The sequence below is a fragment of the Aureisphaera sp. genome, from assembly GCF_059726885.1.
The window spans coordinates 2,302,811-2,319,345 of record NZ_AP041051.1 but is presented as its reverse complement, the minus strand read 5'-3'; the positions used below and the strand labels follow the sequence as shown (position 1 = coordinate 2,319,345).

Annotated in this window: 15 protein-coding genes; 7 read left to right on the top strand and 8 right to left on the bottom strand. The window is 40.7% G+C overall.

The window, feature by feature from the left end:
* Positions 1-104 precede the first annotated feature (104 nt).
* The 7 genes from gcvP (at position 105) to AC6JAD_RS10015 (ending at position 8,247) form a co-directional block, all read left to right on the top strand.
* On the top strand, positions 105-2,954 hold the full coding sequence (gene gcvP / locus AC6JAD_RS10045; protein WP_461304966.1) for an aminomethyl-transferring glycine dehydrogenase: 2,850 nt from the start codon (positions 105-107) through the stop codon (positions 2,952-2,954).
* Positions 2,955-3,101: 147 nt separating this feature from the next.
* A complete protein-coding gene (locus AC6JAD_RS10040; RefSeq protein ID WP_461304967.1) occupies positions 3,102-4,163 on the top strand; it encodes a 3-oxoacyl-ACP synthase III family protein in 1,062 nt (353 codons plus the stop codon).
* 2 nt (positions 4,164-4,165) lie between these two features.
* Complete coding sequence (locus AC6JAD_RS10035) at positions 4,166-4,687, top strand: class I SAM-dependent methyltransferase (protein ID WP_461304968.1); 522 nt, start codon at positions 4,166-4,168, stop codon at positions 4,685-4,687.
* Positions 4,688-5,536 carry a glycosyltransferase family 2 protein gene (locus AC6JAD_RS10030; protein ID WP_461304969.1) on the top strand — a complete coding sequence of 283 codons (849 nt, stop codon included), beginning with the start codon at positions 4,688-4,690 and terminating at the stop codon, positions 5,534-5,536.
* A 60-nt stretch (positions 5,537-5,596) separates the two neighbouring features.
* Positions 5,597-6,679, top strand: coding sequence for an alkaline phosphatase (locus AC6JAD_RS10025; protein ID WP_461304970.1), 1,083 nt, complete (start codon positions 5,597-5,599; stop codon positions 6,677-6,679).
* A gap of 66 nt (positions 6,680-6,745) precedes the next feature.
* On the top strand, positions 6,746-7,483 hold the full coding sequence (locus tag AC6JAD_RS10020; RefSeq protein ID WP_461304971.1) for an MlaE family ABC transporter permease: 738 nt from the start codon (positions 6,746-6,748) through the stop codon (positions 7,481-7,483).
* Complete coding sequence (locus AC6JAD_RS10015; RefSeq protein WP_461304972.1) at positions 7,483-8,247, top strand: ABC transporter ATP-binding protein; 765 nt, start codon at positions 7,483-7,485, stop codon at positions 8,245-8,247. Before AC6JAD_RS10020 ends, AC6JAD_RS10015 begins: the two co-directional genes overlap by 1 nt.
* Before the next feature lie 2 nt (positions 8,248-8,249).
* On the opposite strand, the gene AC6JAD_RS10010 is transcribed toward AC6JAD_RS10015, so the two are convergent.
* From AC6JAD_RS10010 to porV, 8 genes are all read right to left on the bottom strand, one after another.
* Positions 8,250-9,674, bottom strand: coding sequence for a DUF389 domain-containing protein (locus tag AC6JAD_RS10010; protein ID WP_461304973.1), 1,425 nt, complete (start codon positions 9,672-9,674; stop codon positions 8,250-8,252).
* An 11-nt stretch (positions 9,675-9,685) separates the two neighbouring features.
* On the bottom strand, positions 9,686-10,765 hold the full coding sequence (locus AC6JAD_RS10005; RefSeq protein WP_461304974.1) for a mannose-1-phosphate guanylyltransferase: 1,080 nt from the start codon (positions 10,763-10,765) through the stop codon (positions 9,686-9,688).
* Positions 10,766-10,776: 11 nt separating this feature from the next.
* On the bottom strand, positions 10,777-11,373 hold the full coding sequence (locus AC6JAD_RS10000) for a SprT-like domain-containing protein (protein ID WP_461304975.1): 597 nt from the start codon (positions 11,371-11,373) through the stop codon (positions 10,777-10,779).
* 2 nt (positions 11,374-11,375) lie between these two features.
* Positions 11,376-12,059, bottom strand: a complete 684-nt coding sequence (locus tag AC6JAD_RS09995) for an SDR family NAD(P)-dependent oxidoreductase (RefSeq protein WP_461304976.1) — start codon at positions 12,057-12,059, stop codon at positions 11,376-11,378.
* A gap of 97 nt (positions 12,060-12,156) precedes the next feature.
* Positions 12,157-13,752 carry a pyruvate dehydrogenase complex dihydrolipoamide acetyltransferase gene (locus AC6JAD_RS09990; protein ID WP_461304977.1) on the bottom strand — a complete coding sequence of 532 codons (1,596 nt, stop codon included), beginning with the start codon at positions 13,750-13,752 and terminating at the stop codon, positions 12,157-12,159.
* Positions 13,753-13,755: 3 nt separating this feature from the next.
* Positions 13,756-14,754 (bottom strand): pyruvate dehydrogenase (acetyl-transferring) E1 component subunit alpha, encoded by a 999-nt coding sequence (pdhA, locus tag AC6JAD_RS09985; protein ID WP_461304978.1) that lies wholly within the window; start codon positions 14,752-14,754, stop codon positions 13,756-13,758.
* Positions 14,755-14,887: 133 nt separating this feature from the next.
* Complete coding sequence (locus AC6JAD_RS09980; RefSeq protein WP_461304979.1) at positions 14,888-15,370, bottom strand: cytidine deaminase; 483 nt, start codon at positions 15,368-15,370, stop codon at positions 14,888-14,890.
* Between the two features lie 2 nt (positions 15,371-15,372).
* Entirely contained in the window at positions 15,373-16,518 is a 1,146-nt protein-coding gene (porV, locus tag AC6JAD_RS09975; protein WP_461304980.1) for a type IX secretion system outer membrane channel protein PorV, read from the bottom strand.
* Between the last annotated feature and the right edge of the window lie 17 nt (positions 16,519-16,535).

The following is a 16,535-nucleotide window of genomic DNA, read 5'->3' as shown; positions in this document are numbered from 1 at the left end:
TAGTAACTCAGGTTTTTGGTTGAAAAATTCTTAATTCCAACCCTGAAAAAGCCAAAAATTTTGAGGTATATATCGTAATTTTGTGAAAATTTAATTATTTCTTAATGAACACTTCTTCTTTTGCCCTTAGACATATAGGCCCTAGGCCAAGTGACTTACCCCAAATGCTTAAAACAATTGGGGTGGAAAGTATGGAACAACTCATTCATGAAACCATCCCTAACGATATCCGTTTGGAAAAGGATTTACAGTTGGATCCAGCTTTTAGTGAACAGGAATATCTTGAACATATTAACGAATTGGCCTCTAAGAATAAGGTGTTTAAAAGCTACATTGGATTAGGGTATCATGCCGCTAATATTCCCGCTGTTATTCAAAGGAATATTCTAGAGAACCCAGGTTGGTATACCGCCTATACGCCCTATCAGGCTGAAATTGCCCAAGGGCGATTGGAAGCACTTCTAAATTTCCAGACCATGGTAACCGACCTCACTGGAATGGAACTCGCTAATGCTTCGCTATTGGATGAAGCTACCGCAGCAGCGGAAGCCATGAGTTTGCTTTTCGCAGTGAGGGAAAGAGCTCAGAAGAAGGAGAATGTGGTAAAGTTTTTTGTTTCTGAAGAAATTCTTCCACAAACGCTTTCCTTACTGCAAACACGTTCTACTCCGTTGGGAATAGAATTGATGGTTGGGAATCATGAAGAATTTGACTTTTCAAGGGACTATTTTGGAGCCATCCTGCAATACCCAGGCAAAAGTGGTAAAGTATATGATTACGCCTCATTTATTAAGAATGCGAATGATGCAGATATCAAAGTGGCTGTGGCTGCAGACATCTTAAGTTTGGTCAAATTGGAAGCTCCCGGAAATTTTGGTGCTGATATCGTTGTTGGAACCACCCAACGTTTCGGAATCCCATTAGGGTATGGTGGTCCTCATGCTGCATATTTTGCAACCAAAGAGGCTTACAAAAGAAATATTCCGGGAAGAATTATTGGGGTTACCCGCGATACCTCTGGTAATAGAGCGCTCCGAATGGCACTTCAAACACGGGAACAGCATATTAAACGTGACAAAGCCACATCTAACATTTGTACTGCTCAAGTATTGTTGGCTGTAATGGCCGGCATGTATAGTGTCTACCACGGCCCTGAAGGATTAAAGGATATTGCAAACAAAGTACATCAAAAAGCAACTACCCTAGCAGACGCATTGGAAAGGTTAGGGCTATTTCAGGCAAATGAGACTTATTTTGACACTATAGCAATTAAAGCCAATGCCAAGGAAGTTAAAACCATAGCGGAAACACACGGAATTAACTTCTATTATCCAGATAACGACACCGTTTCCATTGCTTTAAACGAAGCTACAACAATAAAGGACATAAATGCTATTGTGGCTGTTTTTGCAAAGGCAACGAACAAGGACGCTTTCCATATTTCTACACTTATGGACGGCAATGCTATTCCAGAAGCTGTGGCTAGAACTTCGGAATTTATGACCAACGAAGTCTTTAATAGTTACCACAGTGAAACAGAATTGATGCGTTATATCAAGAAATTGGAGCGAAAGGACCTAGCCCTTAATCACTCTATGATTTCTCTTGGATCTTGCACAATGAAACTGAATGCCGCAGCCGAAATGCTTCCTTTGAGTGACGCTCGTTGGGGAGGTATTCATCCATTTGTACCTGTAGCACAAGCAGAAGGATATCAAACCATGCTGAAAAAGTTAGAGGAACAGCTTACAGAAATTACTGGATTCGCAGGAACCTCTTTACAGCCGAATTCGGGTGCTCAAGGAGAATATGCCGGTCTCATGGTCATTCGGGCGTATCATGAATCGCGCGGGGATGCACATAGGAATATATGTCTCATACCCTCTTCTGCACACGGAACCAATCCAGCAAGTGCTGTCATGGCGGGAATGAAGGTAGTCGTAACAAAAGCTACTGAAGAAGGAAACATAGATGTGGATGACTTAAGGGCCAAGGCAGAAGAACACAAAGAAAACTTAGCTGCTCTCATGGTCACCTACCCATCTACACATGGGGTATACGAAAGCGCAATTCGTGAAATTACGGGAATCATACATGATAATGGCGGCCAAGTATACATGGATGGTGCCAATATGAATGCACAGGTTGCCCTAACACACCCAGGTGCCATAGGGGCAGATGTATGTCATTTAAACCTTCACAAGACCTTTGCTATTCCACATGGAGGTGGTGGCCCGGGCGTAGGTCCTATCTGTGTAGCAAAACAATTAGTTCCTTTCCTACCTTCTAACCCAGTAATTGAAACCGGAGGAGAAAAGGCAATAACTGCTATATCCGCTGCTCCTTGGGGTAGTGCATTGGCTTGCCTTATAAGTTATGCGTATATAAGCATGTTGGGTGAGAATGGATTGAAAGCATCAACACAATATGCCATCCTAAATGCCAACTACATTAAGGAACGCCTAGACGGGCATTATAGCACGCTATATACAGGTGAACGAGGACGTGCAGCGCATGAGATGATTATTGATTGCCGTCCATTTAAGGAACATGGTATCGAAGTTACCGATATAGCCAAAAGATTAATGGATTATGGTTTCCATGCACCTACCGTTTCCTTTCCCGTTGCTGGGACTATTATGGTTGAACCTACCGAGAGCGAAAGTAAGGAAGAGTTGGATCGATTTTGTGATGCTATGATCTCTATTAGGAAAGAGATTGAAGTAGCTAGTAAAGAAGACCCTAACAACGTGCTTAAAAACGCACCGCACACCCAAGCCATGCTAACCAGTGATACTTGGGAATTTCCTTATAGCAGAAAAGAAGCCGCTTTTCCATTGGACTACGTTTCTGAGAATAAATTTTGGCCGAGCGTTAGACGTGTAGATGATGCATATGGTGATAGAAATTTAATCTGTACTTGTGCTCCGATTGAAGAATTTATGGAGGCATAGTTTACATTTTTAATACTAATGGAAGCTCGAAACTGACTTTTTTGGTTTTGAGCTTCCCTTTTTTTGAACGTTGAACGTCGTATATTTAATGGTATGGAGTAAGGCTAGCAAATACTTTTTACCTACATTTAGCAAATAATTTTTTTTATGGGCATACAAATCACGGGCATTGGGAGCTTTATTCCCAGTAAGGTCGCACCGAACAAAGGATTTGAAAATCACGATTTTTACAATGTTGACGGATCCCCTTTCGGACATGAAAATGAGGTGATCATCAAAAAATTTAAGGCAATAACCGGCATTGAAGAACGGCGTTACCTTAAGGATAAATTGGTTACTTCGGAGATTGCGCATTTTGCTGCCGAAAAAGCCATTGAGGATGCAGGTATTGACAAAGAAACCCTTGATTATATTATAGTAGCGCACAACTACGGTGATGTAAAACATGGAACACAACAGAGTGATACCGTTCCTAGTTTGGCCTCACGGGTAAAGCATCTTTTGCGTATCAAAAACCCTTCATGCGTAGCCTATGACGTGCTTTTTGGTTGTCCAGGCTGGGTAGAGGGAATGATACAGGCACAAGCTTTTATGAAAGCTGGTATGGCACAGAAATGCTTGGTCATTGGTGCAGAAGCACTATCGCGTGTTATAGATCAGCATGACCGGGATTCCATGATCTATAGTGATGGAGCTGGTGCAGTTGTTCTAGAATTGAACAAATCTTCAGAAAGTGACATTTTAGGACATTCCAGTGCTACATACACATACGATGAAGCTCATTTTATTTACTTTGGGGAGTCCAATAATCAAGAATTAAATGGCGCCCGACGTTACATAAAGATGTATGGACGTAAAATATATGAGTTCGCCCTTAGCAATGTGCCCTTAGCCATGAAGGATTGCTTAGACAAAAGTGGGGTTCCCATAGAAGACGTAAAGAAGATTTTCATTCATCAGGCAAATGAAAAAATGGATGAAGCGATTATAGCAAGATTTTTTAAACTTTATGGGATAGATCCGCCAGAAAATGTCATGCCTATGACTATAGATAAATTAGGGAACTCGAGTGTGGCAACCGTTCCCACGGTCTTAGATCTTGTGGTGAAGGGAAAATTGGACGGCCATGAAGTAAACAGTGGAGATATCGTTATCTTTGCTAGTGTTGGTGCAGGGATGAACATCAATGCTATTGTTTACAGAATCTAACTATGTACGAAGGAAAATATCCCAAAAAACGTTATAAATACACCCTAAAGTTCTTAAAAGAATTCATTTCTAAAGAAGAATCCATATTGGATTTGGGTGTTTCCAATCCGTTTTCAGAAATACTTAAGAAGGAAGGCTTTCAGGTAACCAATACCCAAGGTGAGGATCTGGATTTGGACACCAAAGCCGTTCAGACAGAATCGTATGATGTAGTTACAGCCTTCGAAATTTTTGAACACCTTGTTTCTCCATTCAATGTCATAAATGACATCAAAGCCAAAAAGTTAGTTGCATCTGTCCCACTAAAACTCTGGTTTGCCTCAGCATATAGAAGTAAAACGGATGAAAGGGATCGGCACTACCATGAATTTGAAGATTGGCAATTCGATTGGCTGCTGGAAAAAGCTGGATGGCGAATTAAAAAGAGAGAGAAGTTTACCAATCCAGTTAAAAAGGTGGGGATACGCCCCATTTTAAGAAGGTTTACACCACGTTATTACTTGGTATATGCCGAAAGAAAGTAAATGGACTTTTATATTGTTATACCTGCTTATAACGAGGGAGCTTATTTAGAACGAACGCTTCAATCGCTGGTTGAACAAAGTCTATTGCCAAAAAGAATCATCGTTGTAGATGATAGTTCTTCGGATAACACTCTCGGTATTGCAAAATCTTTTTCAGAAATTCATCCTTTCGTTTCAGTTATTTCTAACACCTCCTCAAAGGAGCATCTTCCGGGTAGTAAAGTGATTAGTGCATTTAACGCCGGATTAAAAGAATTGGATGAGCAATACGACATCCTTTGTAAGTTTGATGCCGATCTCATATTTCCCAAAAATTACCTTGAGACCATAGCTTCAGCCTTTCAAAAAAATGAAAAATGCGGCATGGCCGGTGGTTTTTGTTATATCCTAAAAGATGAAGAATGGGTTTTGGAAAGCCTCACGAACAAGGACCACATTCGCGGTGCCCTTAAAGCGTATCGAAGAAAATGCTTCCAACAAATTGGAGGATTGAAAAAATCGATGGGTTGGGATACAGTAGACGAATTACTAGCAAAATATCATGGTTGGGATGTCATTACGAATGAAAACTTGCGCGTAAAACACCTTAAACCCACTGGCACAAACTATGCTGCCAAAGCTGGAAAGAAACAAGGTGAGGCGTTTAGGAAAATGAGATATGGTTTTCTGCTTACGCTAATTGCTTCTGGCAAACTAGCTTTAAAGAAGAAAAATATCGGTTATTTTTTCAGTGCCATAGGTGGCTTTTTAAAGTTTAATGACAATTACATCGTCACCAAGCAAGAGGGGCGATTTATTAGAAAGCTTCGCTGGCTTGCTATACGAAAGAAGCTTATGGGTAGTAACTAACGCAATCTTAACATTTAAGACACCAACATTATCCGTATTTTTGAAGTTCAATTTTTTTATATGAAAAAACTATTCGCCCTTTTGTTAACCATATCCTTGTTCTCATGTAATTCTGGAGATAAGGAAACTACTACTACAGATATAAAGGAAGTTAAGGAACATCCTAAAAATGTCATCTTACTAATTGGTGATGGTATGGGATTAAGCGAGGTTTCCGCTAGTTTATTTTTTAAAGATGCTCCGTCTAACTTTGAGCAATTTCCCGTAGTTGGGCTCATCAAAACATCGTCTTCAGATAAATTAATTACCGATTCAGCAGCAGGGGCTACTTCGTTTGCCAGTGGTGTAAAAACCTACAATGGCGCCATTGGGGTTGATGCCGACTCCACTGTGGTTAAAACAATTGTAGAACATGTTTCGGAAAAAGGTATGGCAACGGGAGTTATAGCCACTTCGTCCATTACACATGCTACTCCAGCCGCTTTTTATGCACATAGCACATCACGAAGGAAAGAGGAAGAAATTGCTTCCTACTTACCAAATTCTGGTGTGGATTTTTTCGCCGGTGGAGGACTGGAGTTTTTCAATAAAAGAAAGGACAGTCTAGATCTACTTTCTGAGTTAACTGCGAAAGGGTTTGTGGTTGATACGGTTGGCCTGAGTAAGAAGGATGCCCAGAAACAAGGCTTCTTGCTTGCACAAAGAGGGATGCCCACTATGGAAACACGTGGGGATTTTCTTCCAAAATCAACTCAACTAGCTTTAGATCAACTATCTAAGAATGAAAATGGGTTTTTCCTTATCATAGAAGGTTCACAAATAGATTGGGGAGGCCATGATAGAGATGGGGAGTATTTGATTGCAGAATTGTTGGATTTTGATGCTACCATTGGAGTGGCATTGGATTTTGCTAAAACTAACGGCGAGACCTTGGTGATTGTTACGGCAGACCACGAAACAGGTGGTTTCACATTGTCCTCGAAAGAGCATAATTATAACGAAATCGAGGCCACATTCTCTACAGACGGACATTCCGCTACGATGGTTCCCGTTTTTGCCGATGGACCTGGTTCCGAGAACTTTGGGGGTATTTATGAAAATACAGGGATCTACCATAAAATAATGGATCTACTAAACAAATAAAGGCCACAACGGAATAGAGAGAAAACACTCCCCGAATTTTGTTACTTTAGCAACAGACGACCGCCTATGAAGTACCTGCATGATATTGGCTCCTATTTTTTAATGCTGAAAACCGTTTTTAGCCGTCCTACCAAAGGTTCGGTATTACGGGAATTGATCCTAAAGGAAGTAGATGAGCTTATCATTAATTCGCTAGGTATTGTTGCTTTTATTTCATTTTTCGTCGGAGGGGTAGTCGCCATTCAAACAGCACTAAACATTGACAATCCATTGATTCCGGAATACTTGGTCGGATTCGCAACAAGGCAATCCATTATCCTTGAATTTGCCCCTACATTTATATCCATCATTATGGCTGGTAAAATGGGATCGTTCATTACTTCGAGTATTGGTTCCATGCGAGTTACCGAACAAATTGACGCATTAGAAGTAATGGGTATTAATTCCATTAATTACTTGGTGTTTCCCAAAGTCATTGCGCTTTTTTTCTACCCTTTTGTCATTGCCATTTCCATGTTTTTGGGCATCCTTGGGGGATGGGTAGCTGGGGTGTATGGTGGATTTAGCACATCGGAAGCCTTTATACAGGGGCTTCAGGAAGACTTTATTACTTTTCATGTCATCTATGCTTTTATAAAGACGTTTGTGTTTGCTTTTATCTTGGCCACTGTGCCTTCTTGGCAAGGATATTTTATGAAAGGTGGAGCTCTTGAGGTTGGAAAAGCGAGTACGAATTCGTTTGTATGGACCAGTGTCTTAATCATTCTAACAAACTACATTATAACTTCTTTACTCCTTAGCTAATGATAACTGTAAAAAACCTACATAAGAGCTTTGGAAGTGAACATATTCTAAAAGGGTTATCCACCACATTCGATAAGGGAAAAACCAACCTTATAATTGGGCAAAGTGGTAGTGGTAAAACCGTTTTCCTGAAATGCCTTTTAGGGCTATTCGAGCCAGAGGAGGGCAAGATCATCTTTGAAGATAAGGCGATTCAGGACATGAATGAAGAGGAAAAAAGAAAGCTACGGGAGAATATGGGCATGGTATTTCAGGGTAGTGCCCTTTTTGATTCCATGAACATTGAAGAAAATGTGATGTTCCCCCTTCGTATGTTTTCGAAGAAGAAAAAATCGGAAATGCTGGATCGTGTGAACGAAGTACTAGCCCGGGTAAATTTGGAAAATGTAAACAAAAAATATCCTTCAGAAATTTCTGGAGGAATGCAAAAGCGGGTTGCGATAGCAAGAGCCATTGTAAACAACCCCAAGTACCTTTTCTGTGACGAACCCAATTCGGGATTAGACCCAAGAACCGCAATCCTTATAGATAACCTTATTCAAGAAATTACTAGGGAATACAATATTACCACGGTGATAAATACCCACGACATGAATTCTGTTATGGAAATTGGCGAAAAGATCGTCTTCCTTCAAAAAGGAAACCTAGCCTGGCAAGGTGATTATACACAAATCTTTAAAACGGATAACAAGGATGTTACCGATTTTGTCTATTCATCGGATCTATTCAAAAAAATACGGGAAGTTCAAATGAAGGAAAACTAGGTTTACTCGTTCTTCAAAACAATAGAATCGGCCTTAATTTGTCCTTTTAACCAAGTTATCAATTGCTGGTTCCTTGCATTTAAAACACTATCCTTAATCGAGGTATTCCACTTTACGGATGCTACATTGATAGTATCTACAGACCTGAAGTCTTTTGAAATAAGCATTTTAGCCAATCCAAAGTACTCCAACTCCTGAAATTCAATCTTGGCATCTTTAGACACTATGGAAAAGGAATACGAATTGCTACTCTGATTAATTGTTGCAATCTCCTCCCTTAGATTTTCGATCTCATTCTGAAGGCCTGCAATGATATTGTCCTTTTCGTCCAAATCGCTTATAGCCCTATCGTAGGCATCGGAAATTTTATCAAAACTCCGGTTTTTGTTTCCATTGATTTTAAGGTCGAAATCACCAATATTGGAATATCTTTTAATCTCATTCCTTAGATCCGTCTCCGTAGCATCTGCAATTTCTCCGTTGAAATAAAGTGTAACTGTTTTCGAATCTGGGTCCAGGATTCCTTTCTGAAACCAAAGCTCATTATTGGGTTCTATTTCAGTCTTTAAGAAGCTGGTATAGTCTCGTTCAAATCCGCTATCCTTCAACACCTTTAAAAAGGTAATGGTAGGATATACCATTACAATTATGGCAGCAAGGGATGCCAATTGAGCGATTCGCTTTCTCTTCTTGGAATTGGCATACTTAAGCATTGGGAAACGCAGCACCTTAAGCACAATAAAGGTCGCCAAGGCGATAAATATTGTGTTAATGGTAAAGAGGTTCATTGCTCCCCCAAAATATCCAATATTACCATTGGCCAAACCGTATCCAGCGGTACAAAGAGGTGGCATTAACGCTGTGGCAATGGCTACACCAAATATTACCGATGCTATCGTACCTTTTTTAGTCCTGGCAATGATGAGTGCCAAACCACCAAAGAAAGCAATAAGCACATCTCGTATATCGGGTTTTGTTCTACCCAATAACTCTGAGGTTTCTTGACTTCCCAGTGGGAAAAACTTAAAAAACAAATAAGCCGTTAACAAACTCAATACGATCATGGTAGCGAGATTGATCAACGATTTTTTTAAGGTATCGATATCGTTTAGGGCTATGGACATTCCGATACCCAAAATAGGGCCCATTAAAGGGGAAATTAACATCGCCCCGATTACCACTGCAGTGGAGTTTGCATTTAAACCAATGGAGGCGACGAAAATTGAACATATAAGAATCCATGCTGTTGCTCCCTTAAAAGGGATATCATTCTTTATGGCCTCTATGGTGGCATCCCTATCCGTATCATCCCTAAAAGCCAATAGCTCTACCATGAACTTTTTGGTACTTACCCAAAGTCCTTTGGCATCTTGCTTTATAGCTTCCTTATTCTGCTCAATTTCTTTCTCCTTGTTCGCTTCTTCCATATGCTATTATTTTAAGAATATCGATCCCCGAATTTTTCTTTTACTTCATTAAGCAACTGCTTTATGTCCTGTTCCTTCTCTTTTGGGAATACAAGCAATACGTCTTCTTTATCTACTACTATATAGTCGTTCAACCCATCTATGACTACCAATTTATCGGTAGCGGTATAGATCATATTTCCTTCTGAGTTCTTAACGTAAGGAGTAGCACGAACCACTGCATTTTCAGTAGTTGCTTCAGTTATCTTATCATGCAATGCACCCCAAGTACCAAGATCATTCCAATCGAAGGTAGCTTTTTTTACCAAAACATTATTCGCTTTCTCCATTATGGCGAAGTCTATGGAAATGTTTTCGACATTGGGATAATTTTCATCGACAAATCTTTTTTCTTCGGTCGTGTTTAGCACACTAAATCCTTCATTAAAAGACGCATACATCTCTGGCATTAATTCCTGAAAAGCCCTAATGATACTCTTCACACTCCATATAAATATACCTGCATTCCAGAAGAAATTTCCTTCTGCGATAAACCGCTTAGCGGTTTCATAATCCGGTTTTTCACGAAACTGCAACACCTTTTTTAAAAGAGCATCATCCTCCTTATCACTTTCAATATAGCCATATCCCGTATTGGGAAAGCTGGGATGAATTCCCAGGGTTACCAAAATATCACTGGAAGCACAAGCCTCGAAACAGGTTTTAATATCCTTAATGAAGGATTGCTCGTCTTCAATCCAGTGATCACTGGGAGCCACAATCATTATTCCATCTGGATTCTCTTTATAAATTTTTAATGCAGAAAGAAGGATACACGGAGCGGTATTTCGCATAGCAGGCTCCAATACAACTTGATCTTCCGATATTTCGGGCAGCTGTTCCAAACATAGGTCCAAATAACGTTCATTGGTCAGCACCTGTACATTCTGTGAAGGTATTTCCCTTGTTAATCTAGAAAAGGTTTGCTGCAATAGGGTGTTCCCCGTTCCCAGCATATCGTGAAACTGTTTCGGAAATTCTGAGGTACTTACAGGCCAAAATCGGGATCCAATGCCCCCAGCCATGATAACTGCGTAATAATTTGTGTTCAATACAATCGATTTTATTTCAAGAACTCTACTTCGGCATTAGGGTTAAATAGGTATACCCTACCAGTGGCAACTTCCACACATTCGTAACGTTTTACCCTTTTATTGCCCCGTTTAAACACCTTTCCATTATACAAACGGAAGGTTCCCCCAAATGGAATTTCAAAGATATAGTTTTTATCATTGGGCGGATCAAATTGCTTTAATGCTAACGATAATTTAGCATCTGTATCGCTACTCGCCTTGGGGTTCTTAAAATGATTTGCCAAAAGCGGTAACAATGCATTTGGAAATACTTCGGGCCTTAAAAAAGGTAGCATTAATCGCTGAAAGGTATGTTTCCATTCCCTCCCATGTGGTTTAATTAGTCTTCCATATTCCGTAAACGCTACCAAATGAGCTATTTCATGGACTAAGGTAATCGTAAATCTATAGGGATTCAAATTTGCATTCACGGTAATCTGATGCTGGCCATTGGGCATTTTTCGATAATCCCCATGTCTTGTAACCCTTTCGCTTACAATCTTGAGATGTACTTCGTGATCTTTGAGAAGCACAAGTACGCTGGATATAGCTGCTGAAGGAATGTATTTGGAAAGGATGTCATCCATTTTTAGGGCGTACTATTAGATACCTGAAGTACTTTTCCGTTATAATATTGTTGACCATTCAAGGCAAAATCCAAAATATACTGGGCCATTTCCTTTGCCGTAACGGGTGCTTTGAATCCGGGAAAGGCTTCCTCTAACATTTCGGTTTGTACCGCCCCAAGGGCAAGTGCATTGAACGCCGGGCCCGAATCCTTATATTCTTCTGCCAAAAGCTCTGTAAGCGTTATTAACGCTCCTTTACTACTACTATAGGCAGCAAGTCCGGGAAACTTTAAACTACCTTGTATACCACCCATACTACTTATATTGAGCACATGGCCTTTCTTGTTCATGAAGGGTAGCACGGCTTGTGTTAGTCCAGCCACTCCAAAAACATTGACATCAAATGAATACTGAAAATCTTCCTTTTTCAATTTTGAAAATGGCTTATTTACCAAATAGCCCGAGTTATTAATAAGTATATCTACCGATCCCCAATGCTCCTTGACAAAGGCGGGCACCTTTTTAATGGCCTTAACATCTGTTATATCGCAGGGAAAGCAATGGCAATTGGTCATACCCATTCCCGAAACGGGTACTTCATTTCTGGAAAGGGCTAAAATTTCATGTTCAGTGTCGGCCAATAGTCCAACCAGTTCATAGCCAATCCCTCTACTGGTGCCTGTAATGATGATCTTTTTCTTCATAGTTGAAAGATACAAAACCTAGTGTTTATATTTTACGGAAAGAGCCTCGCAACAAATGGTTACAAGGCTCTTTGATTATTTCAGTATCCAATTATCCCTACACAAACATGGTAACTGGATTCTCTACATAGTTTCTTAAGGTCTGAAGAAAAGCAGCACCTGTGGCACCATCTACCGTTCGGTGGTCACATGCAAGGGTAACTGTCATGGTATTTCCAATGGCGATAGCTCCATTTTTCACAACTGGCTTTTGCACAATTGCTCCAACCGATAAAATTGCCGAGTTGGGCTGGTTGATAATAGAGGTAAATTCTTTAATACCAAACATCCCCAAATTAGAAACCGTAAAAGTACTTCCCTGCATTTCGTCAGGAGTTAATTTCTTATTTCGGGCCTTTCCAGCTAGATCTTTAACCGAAGCTCCTATTTGTGAAAACGTCATCTGATCGGCAAACTTCAGCACAGGTACTACAAGTCCGTCATCTACCGCTACAGCAACACCTAGGTGAATATGGTTAGCTATTTTAGTGGTTTTATCTGCCCAAGTAGAATTCACTCTTGGGTGTTTTCTCAGTGCCATGGCGCATGCCTTTACGATCATATCGTTAAAGGAAATCTTTACTTCAGGATCTGAGTTAATAGCCTTTCTTGAGGCAATGGCAGCATCCATATCGAACTCAACCGTAAGATAATAGTGCGGTGCAGTGAATTTGGATTCGCCTAAGCGTTTCGCAATGGTTTTACGCATTTGCGAATTGTTCACTTCTTCCCAACTTTCCTCTCCAACAGGAACATAGGCAGGACTACCAGCGACTACTGCACTTGGTTGATAATTTTCTATATCGCGCTTTATAATGCGTCCATTCTCACCAGAACCTTGAACTCGCGTCAAGTCGATTCCCTTTTCTTCTGCCAATTTCTTGGCCAAAGGAGAAGCAAATATTCTCCCACTAGAAGTTTGAACAGCAACCTTCGGTGTATCTGCTTTAACCGGTGCTTTAGTCGGTTCTGGAGTTTTCTTCTCTTCTTTGGGTGCAGATTCCACTTTGGCCGAAGGCTTAGGACTTGCACTTACACCAGAAACATCGGTGCCAGCGGGTCCTATGATTGCCAGAAGTGCGTCTACCTTCGCAGTTTCGCCTTCTTGAATGCCTATTTTGAGTAAGGTGCCACTATAGAAGGATTCAAACTCCATAGTAGCCTTATCGGTTTCTATTTCGGCAAGTATATCTCCTTCTTCAACGGCTTCCCCTTCTTTCTTTAACCATGTGGCAACGGTACCTTCTTCCATGGTATCACTTAAGCGGGGCATCGTAATTATTTCTACTCCATCTGGCAAAGCAGCTCCTTCCGACGCTTCTTCCTCAGCCTCTGCTGCACTTTCGGTAATAGTACCGTCTGCTTGATCCTCTTTCACTGGAACATCTCCTGATAGCAGTCCAGAAATATCTTCCCCTTCCTCACCAATTATAGCTAGTAGGGCATCGACATTTGCTGTTTCACCTTCTGCAATACCAACATGCAACAAGGTTCCTTCATAAAAGGACTCAAATTCCATGGTAGCCTTGTCGGTTTCTATTTCAGCAAGTATATCTCCTTCTTCAACTTTATCCCCCACTTTCTTCAGCCATGAGGCAACGGTACCTTCTTCCATGGTATCGCTCAAACGGGGCATGGTAATTACTTCTGCCATAGTTTATAGTTTATGGGGTAAAAATGGATAGTCTTCTTGTTCGTAAACAGCATCATACATTACGTTTTTCTCTGGATAGGGCGATTCTTCTGCAAACTTCTCGCATTCACTCACCAAAGCCTTTACACGCTTATCTATCACTGCTATTTCCTCTTCGGTAGCATATTTTTTCTTGTAAATGGTATCCAACACATAGCTTATAGGATCTTCCTCCCTCATTTGCTCTACCTCAGCCTTGGTTCTATAATGTTGGGCATCACTCATGGAATGTCCTCTATAACGATACGTACGGATTTCCAAGAAGGTAGGGCCTCCACCCTTTCTTGCACGGGTAATGGCCTCATCTAACTCTTTAGCTACCACTTCTGGTTTCATTCCATCTACCGGGCGACATGGCATTTCATACCCTAATCCTAGTTTCCAAATATCTGTATGGTTTGCAGTTCGTTCTACTGAGGTTCCCATTGCATAACCATTATTCTCAACACAGAACACCACTGGTAAGTTCCATAGCATTGCCAAATTAAAGGTTTCATGCAAAGATCCCTGACGCGTAGCACCATCTCCCATAAAAGTAAGGGTAACACCGTCGTTCCCTGCATACTTATCTCCAAATGCAAGACCGGCTCCCAATGGAATCTGTCCACCTACAATACCGTGTCCTCCATAAAAACCATGCTCTTTCGAAAAGATATGCATAGAACCCCCCAAACCTTGAGAAGTTCCCGTGGCCTTACCATAGAGCTCTGCCATTACTTTTTTGGGATCAACACCCATACCAATTGGCTGAACATGATTTCTGTATGCGGTAATCATCTTATCCTTGCCCAATTCCATAGCATGCAAAGCACCCGCCAAAACGGCTTCCTGACCGTTATATAGGTGAAGGAATCCGCGTACTTTTTGTTTGATGTATACTTGTGCTAGTTTGTCCTCGAACTTGCGCCAGAAAAGCATATCTTCATACCACTGAAGATAAGTTTGTTTGGTTATTTTTTTCATTGAGTTAACGCTAAATTTTCTCCTGAAAAAATTTCAGAATAACAAAAATACTACATTCTTAGGGACTACAAAACCACATTTTCTGAAAAAAACGAGCGAAAACGTTGTCGGAAATGAAATAAGGGTTAGATACTTACAAATAAGAGTTGTCAAAAATAAGCGGCAGCAGGTCCTTTACCGATTGAGAACGTACCACTTTACCTGAAACTCCCATAAAATAGATAGGAATGGGCAATTTTTGTTTCACTTCATATTCGGCCAAAGACTGACGGCAAGCACCACAAGGTGGTATAGGTACCGTGGTTTCTTGTTTCAAGGAGCCGGCGGTTACGGCCATAGCCACAAATTTTGAGGACGGATATAAAGCTCCCGCATGAAACGCAGCAACGCGTTCGGCACAGAGCCCCGAGGGAAATGCCGCATTTTCCTGATTGTTTCCGATAACGATTTCACCAGAATCCAAAAGTAAAGCAGCTCCCACCTGAAAATGCGAATAAGGCGCATAAGCATTTTTACGTGCTTCATGCGCCTTATTCATTAATTCCTGAATATGTTCTGAAAGCTCCGAAACAGATTCGAAAACGTCTAGTTCTGTTTCAATTTTCAGTTTCTTCATTTCTAGTATTCGGTATACTCATCCCCAAAGTTGAAGGTGAGTCCAAAACGAAGGGTTCCTTCTAATGGGCTTCTAACCTTTGAGGTAGAGAATAAGTATGAAATATCAATATTAATGGCAGTGTAACGGAATCCAGCTCCAAGAGAAAGGAACTTTCTAGATCCTTTTTCTTCACTTTCATTGAAGTAACCTGTTCTGAATGCAAATACATCCTGATACCAGTATTCGGCTCCTAATGCCCAAGTAAATTCTTTCAGCTCTTCACCAAATCCATCAGGTGCATCCCCAAAAGAAGAAAACATACCACTAACGAAGCTTTCGTTGTAAAAGTCATCATCCCTTGTTATGGCACCATCGCCATTTGAATCGCTAGGTGTGGGTACCAAAAGTTTATTCACCTCTGCGTTTACACCAATTTTATTGTACTGATCCAGAATAAAGTCGAAACCACCACCTATTCCTAGATTGATGGGTAGACTATTTTCCTGTCCTGTTTCGTCATATTTAAGCTTAGGCCCCATATTGGAAAGATTGAAACCAGCTCTCCAACGACCATCAAAATCGTTGTAAGCTATTTCCTCACTTTGATAGTAACCTGCTACATCTACCGCAAAAGAACCTGCAGCAGAAGCATCTTCATTTGCTGTCTGTAATTTAAGGTCTGATCGTATATAACGCCCTGCGACTGCCATAGAGAATCGATCGCTTAATCGAAGTGCATAGGCAACATCGATAGTCAATTCATTCGGCTTTACAACCAAAGGCTCTTGATCAAAAGTTTCACGCAATTCGATCTCTCCATTACTGAAGTATCTGAAACTTGCTGAAACTGCACTTCGTTCATTAATTCTATTATAGTATGATAAGTTTCCTAAGAAGATATCATTTACCAGGTTACTTAAGTATGGTGTATAGGTAATACCTACTCCCTGTTTGGAAATCGCAAAAGCGTATTTCGCTGGGTTCCACTGCTGTGAAAACGCATCGGCCGAAGTTGCTACTCCCATATCGGCCATACCACCAGATCTTGCATCTGCAGCAATCAATAAGAAAGGTACTCCTGTAGTAATTACCCTATCTTCTGTATTTTGAGCTGTTGTTTTTACAACGAATAAAACCAATAACATTGGAATAAAAAGTTTCTTCATAAGGTCTGAATTTTGAG

Coding starts and splice junctions, on each gene's coding strand:
- pdhA (WP_461304978.1), bottom strand. CDS start 14,754: ATGAAAAAAATAACCAAACAAACTTATCTTCAGTGGTATGAAGATATG.
- AC6JAD_RS10025 (WP_461304970.1), top strand. CDS start 5,597: ATGAAAAAACTATTCGCCCTTTTGTTAACCATATCCTTGTTCTCATGT.
- AC6JAD_RS09995 (WP_461304976.1), bottom strand. CDS start 12,059: ATGAAGAAAAAGATCATCATTACAGGCACCAGTAGAGGGATTGGCTAT.
- AC6JAD_RS10030 (WP_461304969.1), top strand. CDS start 4,688: ATGGACTTTTATATTGTTATACCTGCTTATAACGAGGGAGCTTATTTA.
- AC6JAD_RS10015 (WP_461304972.1), top strand. CDS start 7,483: ATGATAACTGTAAAAAACCTACATAAGAGCTTTGGAAGTGAACATATT.
- AC6JAD_RS10040 (WP_461304967.1), top strand. CDS start 3,102: ATGGGCATACAAATCACGGGCATTGGGAGCTTTATTCCCAGTAAGGTC.
- AC6JAD_RS09980 (WP_461304979.1), bottom strand. CDS start 15,370: ATGAAGAAACTGAAAATTGAAACAGAACTAGACGTTTTCGAATCTGTT.
- AC6JAD_RS10010 (WP_461304973.1), bottom strand. CDS start 9,674: ATGGAAGAAGCGAACAAGGAGAAAGAAATTGAGCAGAATAAGGAAGCT.
- AC6JAD_RS10000 (WP_461304975.1), bottom strand. CDS start 11,373: ATGGATGACATCCTTTCCAAATACATTCCTTCAGCAGCTATATCCAGC.
- gcvP (WP_461304966.1), top strand. CDS start 105: ATGAACACTTCTTCTTTTGCCCTTAGACATATAGGCCCTAGGCCAAGT.
- AC6JAD_RS10020 (WP_461304971.1), top strand. CDS start 6,746: ATGAAGTACCTGCATGATATTGGCTCCTATTTTTTAATGCTGAAAACC.
- AC6JAD_RS09990 (WP_461304977.1), bottom strand. CDS start 13,752: ATGGCAGAAGTAATTACCATGCCCCGTTTGAGCGATACCATGGAAGAA.
- porV (WP_461304980.1), bottom strand. CDS start 16,518: ATGAAGAAACTTTTTATTCCAATGTTATTGGTTTTATTCGTTGTAAAA.
- AC6JAD_RS10035 (WP_461304968.1), top strand. CDS start 4,166: ATGTACGAAGGAAAATATCCCAAAAAACGTTATAAATACACCCTAAAG.